At 63.2% G+C, this 11,007-nt stretch carries 14 protein-coding genes and 1 pseudogene; 9 read left to right on the top strand and 6 right to left on the bottom strand.

What is annotated here, in order from left to right; genetic code table 11:
- Window positions 1-559: pseudogene (locus tag BRA62_RS06815) on the bottom strand (hypothetical protein); the annotation flags it as partial.
- Between the two features lie 151 nt (window positions 560-710).
- Here BRA62_RS06815 and BRA62_RS06810 point away from each other — a divergent pair.
- The 3 genes from BRA62_RS06810 (at window position 711) to BRA62_RS06800 (ending at window position 2,426) form a co-directional block, all read left to right on the top strand.
- A complete protein-coding gene (locus BRA62_RS06810; RefSeq protein ID WP_292365820.1) occupies window positions 711-1,055 on the top strand; it encodes a DUF488 domain-containing protein in 345 nt (114 codons plus the stop codon).
- 59 nt (window positions 1,056-1,114) lie between these two features.
- Complete coding sequence (locus tag BRA62_RS06805) at window positions 1,115-1,630, top strand: hypothetical protein (RefSeq protein ID WP_292365819.1); 516 nt, start codon at window positions 1,115-1,117, stop codon at window positions 1,628-1,630.
- Between the two features lie 100 nt (window positions 1,631-1,730).
- Window positions 1,731-2,426: an NAD(P)/FAD-dependent oxidoreductase gene (locus BRA62_RS06800; RefSeq protein ID WP_292365818.1), complete on the top strand. Its 696-nt coding sequence runs from the start codon at window positions 1,731-1,733 to the stop codon at window positions 2,424-2,426.
- Window positions 2,427-2,435: 9 nt separating this feature from the next.
- On the opposite strand, the gene BRA62_RS06795 is transcribed toward BRA62_RS06800, so the two are convergent.
- Window positions 2,436-3,266, bottom strand: a complete 831-nt coding sequence (locus BRA62_RS06795) for a TrmB family transcriptional regulator (RefSeq protein WP_292365817.1) — start codon at window positions 3,264-3,266, stop codon at window positions 2,436-2,438.
- A 77-nt stretch (window positions 3,267-3,343) separates the two neighbouring features.
- Here BRA62_RS06795 and BRA62_RS06790 point away from each other — a divergent pair, with 77 nt between their 5' ends.
- From BRA62_RS06790 to BRA62_RS06765, 6 genes are all read left to right on the top strand, one after another.
- Window positions 3,344-4,126: a DUF2115 domain-containing protein gene (locus tag BRA62_RS06790; protein ID WP_292365816.1), complete on the top strand. Its 783-nt coding sequence runs from the start codon at window positions 3,344-3,346 to the stop codon at window positions 4,124-4,126.
- 30 nt (window positions 4,127-4,156) lie between these two features.
- The gene (locus BRA62_RS06785) at window positions 4,157-4,495 is read left to right on the top strand and encodes a cupin domain-containing protein (protein WP_292365821.1); all 339 of its coding nucleotides are present in this window, start codon (window positions 4,157-4,159) and stop codon (window positions 4,493-4,495) included.
- Window positions 4,496-4,503: 8 nt separating this feature from the next.
- Window positions 4,504-5,286, top strand: coding sequence for a 4Fe-4S binding protein (locus BRA62_RS06780; protein ID WP_292365815.1), 783 nt, complete (start codon window positions 4,504-4,506; stop codon window positions 5,284-5,286).
- A 41-nt stretch (window positions 5,287-5,327) separates the two neighbouring features.
- A complete protein-coding gene (locus tag BRA62_RS06775) occupies window positions 5,328-5,663 on the top strand; it encodes a cupin domain-containing protein (RefSeq protein ID WP_292365814.1) in 336 nt (111 codons plus the stop codon).
- 5 nt (window positions 5,664-5,668) lie between these two features.
- Window positions 5,669-5,944 (top strand): NAC family transcription factor, encoded by a 276-nt coding sequence (locus tag BRA62_RS06770; RefSeq protein WP_292365813.1) that lies wholly within the window; start codon window positions 5,669-5,671, stop codon window positions 5,942-5,944.
- A gap of 132 nt (window positions 5,945-6,076) precedes the next feature.
- Window positions 6,077-6,646: a sensor histidine kinase gene (locus tag BRA62_RS06765; protein WP_292365812.1), complete on the top strand. Its 570-nt coding sequence runs from the start codon at window positions 6,077-6,079 to the stop codon at window positions 6,644-6,646.
- Between the two features lies 1 nt (window position 6,647).
- Here the strand turns inward: BRA62_RS06765 and BRA62_RS06760 are convergent, their stop codons facing one another.
- The 4 genes from BRA62_RS06760 to BRA62_RS06745 form a co-directional block, all read right to left on the bottom strand.
- Window positions 6,648-6,974 (bottom strand): DMT family transporter, encoded by a 327-nt coding sequence (locus BRA62_RS06760; RefSeq protein ID WP_292365811.1) that lies wholly within the window; start codon window positions 6,972-6,974, stop codon window positions 6,648-6,650.
- 317 nt (window positions 6,975-7,291) lie between these two features.
- On the bottom strand, window positions 7,292-8,710 hold the full coding sequence (locus BRA62_RS06755) for an NEW3 domain-containing protein (protein ID WP_292365810.1): 1,419 nt from the start codon (window positions 8,708-8,710) through the stop codon (window positions 7,292-7,294).
- 4 nt (window positions 8,711-8,714) lie between these two features.
- Window positions 8,715-9,809 (bottom strand): ABC transporter permease, encoded by a 1,095-nt coding sequence (locus tag BRA62_RS06750; RefSeq protein WP_292365809.1) that lies wholly within the window; start codon window positions 9,807-9,809, stop codon window positions 8,715-8,717.
- 4 nt (window positions 9,810-9,813) lie between these two features.
- Window positions 9,814-10,719 carry an ABC transporter ATP-binding protein gene (locus BRA62_RS06745; protein ID WP_292365808.1) on the bottom strand — a complete coding sequence of 302 codons (906 nt, stop codon included), beginning with the start codon at window positions 10,717-10,719 and terminating at the stop codon, window positions 9,814-9,816.
- Window positions 10,720-11,007: the final 288 nt, after the last annotated feature.

Genomic DNA, 11,007 nt, shown 5'->3' with positions numbered 1-11,007 from the left:
CCATCGTCACGTTCGCCCCCGCCGGCACCGTGACGGTCTCCAGGTCGAAGGCGTTGTCCTGTGCGGTGATGTTCACCGTCGTCGCGTTCCCGTCGACGGTGACGTTGACCGTCTCGAATGCGAGCGGGATGATCGGCGTGTGGTCGTTGTTGACCACCTGGACCGAGAGGTTGTGCTCACCCGCCGTCACGTTCTCCCAGGTGTAGGAAGTGTTCGCGGAGACGACATAGCCGCCGGTCTCCGGGATGGCGGGTTCACTCGCATTCGTCGGCACCGGGGCGTCCAGGTAGTAGTGCAGGTGCCCCTCGCCCGCCGCGTTCGCCTGCCCGGTCGGCTCCACCAGCGTGAAGTTCGTGACGTTCACGCTCACCGTGACGTTCCCGGCAGTGACGTTAGCGCCCTCCACGGGCTCAACGATGGTGACGTTTGCCTCGGCGGTCTCGTTCCCGGCCGGGGTCGCGGCCGGGGTGCCCCCATACTCCTGGGCGACCGCCCCGGAGAAGAGAACTGCACACCCTATCGCCAGGGTGAGGATCAGGAGTCTCGAAAATCGGTTCATACGGGGCATGGGGATGGAAAGGGGCTTGATATACCTTTCGCAGGGATTCACCATGCGCCCCGGAGAACCCCGGCCGGCAGGAATCCTTTGCCGTAAGGGTCCGGTTACCACCGGGGACAGGGTTAAGTGAGGGGGTGCCGTATCGGTGCCCATGATACGCACAAAACGGATCTACGCAGAACCCTCGAAGGACGACGGGGCCCGGATTCTCGTCGACCGGCTCTGGCCGCGAGGGATCTCGAAGGAGAGGGCGTTGCTCGACCGGTGGGAGAAGGACCTTGCACCGGGCGACGAACTGCGGCGGTGGTTCGGGCACGACCCGGCGAAGTGGGAGGAGTTTCTCCGGCGCTACCGGGCCGAACTCGAAGGAAAAGAGGAAGAACTCGCCCGGCTCCGGCGGGAGGCGGGGGAGGGGACCGTCACGCTCCTCTACGCTGCACGGGACGAGGAGCACAACAACGCCGTGGCGCTGAAACGGTATATCGAGGGAAAATAAGGCTGCCGGCGGACGGAAAAGGAAAGCGTTTAAGGTATGACAGTGGAAAGAGAACTTGAATGGACTCCGGGCACCGTACGGGAGCGGACTTTCTCCTGATCAACCTTCTCCTCCTCGTTCTCACCCAGCCCGGCGCACTCGCCCTGGCCGGATTCGACCCTCCGTTCGGCCTCGCGGTGAACGCCACCATCTGGATGGCCGCGTTCGTCGGCGCCTCCCCCCTCGCCGTCCTGTACCTCCTCATCAAAAGCGAAGCCCTCGGCAGGCGGTTCCTCCCGGCAATGGCGGCGTACATCGCTCTGGTGCTCGCCGTCGCTTATGCGTCGTACCTCCTGCAGCAGCCCCTCTTTGAAGGCTTCAGAGCGCCGGGCTACGAACAAACGTTCCCGGTCTTCCTTGCCGCCTCCGTGCTGACCGCCATCATCTCCGCAACACTCTTTCCGGTCGGTCTCCTCGCCTACGCCGGGAGCCCCGAAAACCTGCCCCTGCTCGCCGTGAACATCGTGCTCCTGGCGGCAATCGTGATCCTCTGGCGTCTTCGCTCGCGGGGCGAAGGGCCGTACAGGAGTCCCTGAGCGGGTGTACCTCGCAGGGTGACACCACCCTTTTCCCTCCGGACAGCGATGGCTGATTCATATCCGGCGCACCCGACTATGCCGGAGGGGTGAAAAGTGCATGGAAAACGGACCCAGAGGAGCAATCCTCCAGAGAGACGGCACGTCGTACGCGATCGTGCCGAGAACGCCCGCAGGAATCGTCAGCCCTGAGCACCTGGAGAGCATCGTCAAGGTCGTCAGGCGCTACGAGATCCCCGTCATCAAGATGACGTCGGGACAGCGGATGGTGCTCGTGGGCATCAAAGAAGAGGACGTCGAGAGCATCTGGAACGAACTCGGGATGACTGTCGGGCAGGCGACCGCGCCCTGCGTCCACTACGTCCAGGCATGTCCGGGAACGGTGACCTGCAAATACGGCAAGCAGGACTCTCTGGCCCTCGGGCTCGAGGCCGAGGAACTCTACCAGGACATGAATTTGCCGGCAAAACTCAAGATGGGGATCTCCGGATGTCCCCGGTGCTGCGGCGAGAGCTATCTCAGGGATATCGGCATCGTCGGGAACGCGAAAGGTTGGACAGTCATCTTCGGGGGCAACTCCGGCGGCCGCCCCCGGATCGGCGACGTCTCCGCAAAAGACCTCACGAAAGATCAGGCCCTCGATCTGGTCCGCCGGCTGCTCGAGTACTACCGGGAGAACGCCAGACCGGGAGAGCGGACCGCACGGTTCGTCGAGCGGGTCGGGTTCGATGCCGTTAGAAAGGATGTCCTGACCTTCGCACCCTACATACCCCTGGACTCCGCCCGATCCGGGTAGGGGCAGGGGTTACGCGGAGGGAGGCCGTACCCCGGTCCCGGTTTCCGCCGGGCCGCTGATGCAATCGGCGTTCGCGATCATCCGATTAACGAACTGCCTCTGGACGCAGGTGATGAACGGCAGGGTGATCACGACGGCGTTACGGACCCCGTCCTGGCGGTAGACGATCATGCAGACGCGGTCGTCGGCGATGAAGATGTACTCGAGCAGGAACGCCGACCCGTCCACAGGGATCGGGCCGCAGTAGACCTTCTCGAATATATTCTCCTGGAAAAAGGTGCAGAAGGGTTTCGGAACATGGAGCGATGCGTCCCCGAGCGGCTTTTTGATCCCGCGCTTCCCGTTCGGGAGGAGGACGCTCACCGGGTGGTCCCGTGACGCATCCGCAATCAGCCGGGCGAACTCGCCGATCTCCCGGTAATCCAGGCAGACGACCGCAAGGTCGCGGGTGACGCCCGCGGCAAGCGACTCCGCGTGGCGCCGGATGCTCCACTCGCCCTGCACATACCAGATCGGCGAGTTCTTCGACCGGGCGTCGAGCGAGAGGGCATCGAGACCCTGCACCGCCGCTGTCGCCGCGGCATCGACGGCACTTTTTAAGTGGTGGATGACGACGGCGGGCTCGGCCGGGATGTAGACGTGGGGGCTCCCCCGCCGGACGGTGATGAAACCCCGGCCGGCAAGCCCTTCGGCGATATCGTAGACCCTCGGGCGCGGGACCCCGCTCGCCTCGTGGATCTGGCGGGCGCTCCCCTCGCCGATCCCGACAAGGGCCGCGTAGACCCGGGCTTCGTACTCCGTCAGCCCGAGCGCCGTGACGTTCCGGATCAGGTCGTCCATTGTTGTTACTATGAGAGTTACACGAGAGTTAAACCTTCGTGCGTCTCATCTTCTCACTGGAGTTCTCCGGTGACACCATGCGGCTAAGAGCGATCCTCGAGCGTATCCGGCGGTTCATCGGCCGGGAAGGCCGCGGCCGCTCCGGAGCCGGTCCCGGCGAGGTCTGCTCCCTCCTCATCGACCCCTTCGCCGAAGACAGCGGGGAGGAGGCGGAACGCGGGGGAGCAATATCGACAGAGGCCGTCAGGGCGGCGTGCCGCCGGATGCAGGGCGCAAAGACGAAGGGGGACCTACTCCGTATCATCGCAGGCGAAGTGGCGGCATTCGACCTTCGCGACCTCGAAGCGATGAACGCCCGGTTCGAGCGCAAAGTGAGCCACCTCCCGGAGGGCTACCGCGACCGCCTTCTTTCGAGTGTCAGGGAGGAGATCTTCGGGGCGCACCACCGCCTGCTCCTCCTCTCCCGGAACGGCGGCGGCCGCGAACTGGACGACCCCCCGGCCCCGGCGCTCGGCGGCTACGCCGCCATGGTGGCGGAGGCCTGCACCGCGAAGGCGCGGGAGAAGGACCCGAAGTACCTCTACCTGAAATACCTCCTCTCCGCGTTCACCATGTTTGTCGTGGAGGAGCCCGCTCACCCGGTCGGCACCCCGTTTCCCGGCGGGCAGATCGTCGACGAATGGGAGGGAACCTACCTCTGCCCGGTCAGGGATCTGGCCGACGACGTGCCGTTCGCCCTCTGCCCCTACTGCCCGGCGGTCCAGAGCGCGGAGCCGACATTCCCGGAGATGCGGACCCGGCGGGAGGAGCGGAGGCGGCAGGAAAGCCTCGCGAACTACTGGACGAATTATAAGGGATGAGTGAGATGAGACTATCCGGAGATGAACGATATGAAGATTGTCGATGTAGCAAAGGAACCGATCAGTGAAAACCCGCACCATGTCGATGCTCGCAAGGTCTACGACACCGAGCACGCGACTGCGGTGGTGATCACGCTTGCCCCCGGCGAATCGCTCAAGAAGCACATAACCCCGGTGGACGTCTTCTTCTACGTCCTCGAAGGCACGGGGATCGTCGAGATCGGCGACGAGCGTGCCGAGGTCGGGAAGGATCACCTGGTCGAGAGCCCGGCAAAGATTCCGCATCGCTGGATGAACGAGAGCGACCGCACCTTCCGGGTGCTCGTGGTGAAGGTCCCGCGACCGACGACCGGGACGAAACTGCTCTGAGGGCACAGATGGTCATTGAGTTGATCCCGAAAGCCGCAGGGTTCGTCTACGGCATTCTCGCGTTTGCCGCCCTCGTCTGGCTCTGGCGCTCCGGCCGGTTCACCCGGCGGCGTGCGGTGCCGTTCCTCGCGGCCTCGGCACTCTTCGGGTTCCTGGTCTTTGCGCCGGTCTTCCCCTACCAGTTCCAGGTTCTCGTTCTTGGGGATGCAGCGGCGCTCGGCTCGCCGCTTCCCATGGCACTCGCAGGACTGCTCGCCTTCATCGTCCTCACCCTCGTATTCGGCCGGATCGTCTGCGGGCAGGTCTGCCCGGCGGGCGCCGTCCAGGAACTCATGCACCTCTTGCCGGCCCCAAAGCGCGGCCGCGCCGAAAGCCGGGTCCCGACGGCGGTCAGGGCCGGCGTCTTCGTCGTCTTCCTCGCCGCCGGCCTCGGGCTCTCGGTGAACCTCCTTGCCCTCATGGGTCTTTCGGCCTTCTTCAACCTCGCGGTCGCGAGCGTTTCGTTCTTCGTCTTCCTCGGGATTGTCCTCCTCTCCTCCGTCGTCTACCGGCCGTTCTGCCGCTACGTCTGCCCCTACGGCGCACTGCTCGCCCCCGCGGCATCGAAGGCCGTCTACCGGCTCCGGCGGACGGATGCCTGCATAGGCTGCGGGAAGTGCGAGCGGGCGTGCCCGACCGGGGCAGCAAATCCGTCCGCCGGGCCCGGCGAATGCTACCTCTGCGGCCGGTGCACGGATGCCTGCCCGGTGGAGGGGGCGCTCACCTACACGCGGGCTGGGAGAGAAGAGTAAATAGACGGAAAACAGAGTTAAGGAAAAGGCTGGTGCAACAAGTGTCTGAAGAGAAGCGTACAGAGTTGCAGGGGAAGGTCCTCCGGCTGGCGGACCTCGTCGCGTACCAGGACGGGACCGTGGCAAGCAGAATGGTCGTCAACAAGCCGGCGGGAAGCATCACGCTCTTCTCGTTCGACGAGGACGAGGGGCTCTCGGAGCACACCGCGCCCTACGATGCGGTGGTGACAATCCTTGACGGGGAGTGCGAGGTCTGGGTCGCGGGCGAGACGCACCAGATGAGCGAGGGGGAGACGATCATCTTCCCGGCGAACGTCCCCCACGCCCTCTCGGCCGTAACCCGGTTCAAGATGTCGCTTACGATGATCAAGGAGTGATAAGCGTGACGAACGAGAAGGAAGGCGACTACTGCACCGTCTGCGGCGGGATCCGGCCGGACGCGATCAAGATCAGGACGGTCCTCGTGGACGGGAAGGAGATCGGCATCAACCAGCTCGACCTGATCGTCGCCGGCGTGCGGGACCTGCACCTCGAGGACGACGCCGCGATTCGCGCCGAGCTCCTCAGATGGGCCGGGGAATTCAACTACATCCCGACAAAGAAGAGAGAGGCTTACGGCGACGCCCTGATGCGGGAGTACAGGGGAACCCCGGAGTGAGCGACCGGCGCCGGTGAGGTTTCCAGCGCCATGCGCCATTCACGGGAGCATTTTTACCGTGTTTCTTCAAGGACCGGCTTTTAATCTCTTTACACCCTAACTGAGAAGTATCTATTAAACCAGGTCACAGTGGTGCTCGACCACATCGCCCTCCTCCGGGAACAGCCGCTTGATGCACCCGTCGCCGCCGCCCTCGAGAAGCAGCAGGTCGCCGTCGAGATAATACAGTCGCAGATCGAGTTCACGCGGGATTACCAGGACCTCGGGGTCCGGGCCCCCCGGTGGTTCCCCGTCGAACCCCTGGTCACGGCGGCGGCAAAAGCGCTCCGGCCGGCCGGGATCCGGTTTGCCACCGGTCTCAATGGAATTTCCGTCTACGCCGATACGCTCCTCTCGTCTGTCTTCTACAACCTCCTGGAGAACGCCATGCGGTACGGCAGGACCGTGACGGAGATCCGGGTCACGGCCGTGCCGGACGGCGGCGGTGTCCGGATCGTCTGGGAGGACAACGGTGTCGGCGTCCCTGCCAAGCATAAGCAGCGGATATTTGAGCGGGGTTTCGGGAGCCACACGGGGCTCGGGCTTTTCCTGGTAAAAGAGGTCCTTTCGATCACCGGGATAACCATACGGGAGAGCGGGGAGCCAGGAAAAGGTGCCCGGTTCGAGATCCTGGTGCCGGAAGGCAGAGCCCGGTTTGGGTAGATCAATGCATCCCGCCGGAGAGATTGAGCCCGACAACACCGGTGATGAGGAGGAGAAGCGATCCCACCTTCACGAAACTGACACCCTCACCGAAGAAGGCGATCCCGATGAGCGCGATCAGCGCGGTTCCGGCCCCCGACCAGACCGCGTAGGCCACACCAACCTCCACCTCTCGAAGTGCAAGGCTGAGGAGGTAGAAGGCGCTCCCGTAGAAAGCAACGACACCGAGTGTTGGGAGAGTCTCGGTGAAACCCCGGGAGAGCTTCAGGCAGGTTGTTCCCAGCACCTCCGAGAGGATAGCAAAGACAAGGAAGATCGAACTGTTCACAGGTATCACCACATGATTTACACCGGGCATCCGGCCGGTACTAGGAAGGTACTCTCCTGTGCAGAATATAAGTTCTGCAACCGGCGAGGTTGCACTTTTTTACAGGCCCGGTCGAAATGCTCGTGGTAGGGGAAACAGCGGCCGCAGCACTACGGCACCTCGGGCTGAGCCGTTACGAGGTAGAAACCTGCGTTATGCATTACAATCTCTGGAGAGGAAACGGCGCTCAGTCACCTCTACAACCGCAACCTCGCAATCCGGGAGTAATTTCAAGTGACCGACGCGCCGGCCCAAAAAAGAGTTGCAGGGGTTCGGCCTCACCGCCGCCCGTATTTTTTAAACATGTACCACAGCCCCGCGGCGACCCCGGCCATCACCAGGAGGCCGAGCACCGCGACATAGGACTGCTCCTTCACCACGATCCGGTACTCGTCCTCCTCTGCGTCCTGGTCGCTCTTCACTACGGCGACGACCTTGTACTCGCCGGCAACGATATCGGCCGGCGGGACCACCGTCACCTGCACCGTCGCCCGTTCGCCGGCTTCAAGGCTCGCGACCGACGCCGGGTCGACGGTCACCCGCCACCCTTCCGGTGCGCTCATGTTGATCCCGATGTTCGTCAGCGCTCCCCCGACGCCGGCGTTCGTAACCGTCATATCGAACGTGAGGGTGTCGCCGCGGTCGATCTCGTGGCGGTAACTCTTCGCGTAGGTCCGCAGATCGTAGGACCCCCGGAGCCGGAGCGTCAGGTTCTCCTCGTACTCCCGGGCGGAAGACCCGATCACCGCCGTGAAATTGTACTCGCCGACACCCACCGAGTAGGGCGGGATGAGGTCGAGGTAGAGAGTCTTCTCCTCACCGGACGGGACGTAGATCTCCGAGACCTCTTCGGTGGCGCCGCTGCTCTCCTTGAACCGGGCGTACCACTGCTCTGGGAGGGCCTGGATGGAGAGAGTGTAGGTATCGTCGTTTCTGCCCGCGTTCTTCAGGGTCATTTCGTACTGTGGGTTGGTGCCGATCGCCGCTACCCGGGACGGGGACTTCACCCGGATCTCGGCAAAGAAGTTCTCTTTTTCGAGCGGCACGATCCCGAGGTCGACCGTCCGGCCGATCCGGATCTCGACGCCTTTCTTCTCCCATGGCCGGTATCCGGGCCGGGTGACCTTTACGGTGTAGGTGCCCATCGGGGCGCCGATGGAGACCTTGCCTTCGGCGGTCGCAAGCATCCCCTCGATCCGGGTATCACGGTCATAGAGGCCGACGTCGGCGCCCTTCACCACATTACCCTCCTTGTCCACCACGGTGGCTTCGAGCGTTCCCATCTCACCGCTGTGGGTCTTCGTGACCTTGACGTAGACCCAGATCGTCCCTTCGCCGATGCCTACCCGGATGGGGTACTCCCCCACCGCGGCATGGCCGGAGGTCTCGGCCACCAGGCGGACGGTCTTCGTCTCGCCGGCCGGGATCAGCATCCGGTAGACTTCGCGATCGTCGGCCTCGAACCGGATCTTCCAGTTGTCGGTGCCGCGGAACGTCCAGTAGTTGAGGAGGCATGTCCCGGTATCTCCCAGGTTCGTGACCGCAAGATCGAAGACGGCGGTGTCGCCTGCTTCGATCATCTCGCCGGGGAAATCGCACCGGATCTCCGTCTGCAGCGTCCCGGTTCCTACAGCCGCTGCTCCCGGGACGGCCAGCGCCGCGATGAGGAGGATTACGAGGATTCTTCTCTCGGTCATCGTCTCACCTGATATCCATCCGCATGAACTTCACGTAGGTCGCGGCGAAGAAGGCCGACGGGAAGACGATGAGCGCGGCGATGTTCATCCAGACCTTGCCGAGAGCACCGGCAAGGCCGGTCGTCTCCTCGGGTGCTGTATCGTAAGGCGACTGCATCATCGAGAAGATCTGCGGTTGCGTCACCGCTATCGCAATGGTCTGGTAGTTACTCTGTGGCGAGAGGAGGCTCGAGATGTCGCTGATGAGTCTCCGTTTCTCGATATAGGTCTTCATCTCCTCTTCATAAGCCTTCCACTCCGGGTCTTCGGTCCCGCCGTATACCACGCTCTGCGAGACGCTGGTGGTGGAATACCCCCCGCTGCTCGCAGTTCGCACGATCTCTTGAGGCATGCGAGGCATCTGGGGCGGCTCGGGGGGGTCGCCTGCAAAAGCGTTTGCAGCCATCATCCCGAACATGGGAAGGAGCGAGGAGACGGCGAAGAATATCACCAGGGTATAGATCAGCGCGTTCCCGCTCTCTTTTGCGACCGTCGACATCATGAGCGCGATGGCGAAGTAGGCGAGCAGGAACCCAAGCGTTACCACCCCGAAGACCAGGACGGCGGCAAACTCATCCACCGTCGGGACGATCGAGAAGAGGAGGAGCATCGCGAGCGCGATGGCAAGGGCGAGCGCCATGGCGAACCCGAGCGCGCCGATGCCCCCGAGCGCCTTGCCGTTGATGACCTCGTCGCGGTAGACCGGGTGGGAGAGGAGCGACTTCAGCGACCGGGTCTCTTTCTCCTTTGAGACCAGGTCGAACCCGATGGCGATGGCAAGGATGCCGCCGAGCATCGTCATGTAACTCATCATGGAGCTGAAGACGAGCATGATCGAGGGTTTTTCAGGCATCCAGCCCACGTAAGGGCCTTCGAGGTCCTGCATGTGCTGGAGTTGCAGGCTGTAGGACTCAAGCATGGTGTTGTAGTTCTCGATGCCCGAGTGCATGCCGATCGCCGATATCACGAGGAACAGGCCGAGGATGATGATGAACCGCTTGCTGGTGATGTGGTCGGAGAACTCCTTTCGTGCTACGTTGAACAATCGATCGAGCGCCATTCCGTCACCTCCGGTAGGCCGCCATGAAGACGTCCTCGATCTCGGGCTCCTCAAGACGCATCTCGCGGACGTGCAGCCCCTGCTCGAAGAGGGCCGCGGAAAGCCGGTCCCGGATATCGGCCTTCGCCCGGACGACCGCACGGTTGGCGTTCCCTTCGACAGACAGGATCGCGGGGTCGTCGATCGCCGGCAGGTGCTCCCGGGTCTCAATGACGATACGGACGGCATCGCCGTCCGAGGGTGCGAGCGCCCGGGCGACCTCTTCGAGCGTCCCCTGCGCGACAAGTTTTCCTTTCGCAAGGAGCCCGACGGTCCGGCAGACCACCCTGACCTCGGAGAGGATGTGGGAGGAGACGAAGATCGTCTTCCCTTCGCCGGCGAGGTGCTCGACGAGTTCCCGGTACTCCCGGACGCCTTCGGGGTCGAGGTTTGCCGTCGGTTCGTCGAGGAAGAGCACCTTCGGATCGTTGATCAGCGCCTGGGCAAGCCCGAGCCGCTGTTTCATCCCGCGGGAGTACTCTCCGGCCTTCTGGACGACGCCGTCGAGGTGGACGAGTTCGAGCAGTTCCGCGATCCGCTCCTTTCTCTCTTTCGCGTCCATCCCGTAAAACCGGGCGAAGTAGTCCAGGTTCTGTTCGCCGGTCATGTTCCCGTAGAACCCGACGTCTTCGGGGAGGTAACCGATGATCTCCTTCACCTTCAGCGGGTCTTTCGCGACCTCGATCCCGTCGACCAGGCATCGCCCGCCGGTGGGCTCGATCATCCCGGTGAGCATCAGGATCGTCGTGCTCTTTCCCGCTCCGTTCGGGCCAAGGAAACCGAATATCTCGCCTTCCCCGACCTCGAGATCCAGACCGTCGACGGCCGTTTTTCCATTGTATACCTTCGTAAGATTCTCCGTTCGTATCATTTCACACCCCCGCCGGGGCTGTTCTGGCGGCGTTCTACTGCAGACTATGACAGTCTCTTATTAACGTTTTCTGTGACAATCGTCTACACGTCGGGGAAGGATCGTGATTCCGGCCATTTTGGTTCGCCCTTCTTTTCGACGGAGCCCGGAGATCCGTCGCGAATCCGGCAACGGACCACGTACCGCCCTTGCGCGGCACGAGTCCGGGGACCGTGCTCGCTCCTCGATTCGGCGCTCGACGCCAGAGTATAGGCGGGAATGGAAGATAAGGCGATGGTAAACTACGAA

It is taken from the genome of Methanoculleus sp. UBA208 (assembly GCF_002498065.1).
Lineage (GTDB): Archaea > Halobacteriota > Methanomicrobia > Methanomicrobiales > Methanoculleaceae > Methanoculleus.
Note: the sequence above shows the minus strand (reverse complement) of the source record. Positions and strands in the feature narration are given on the sequence as shown.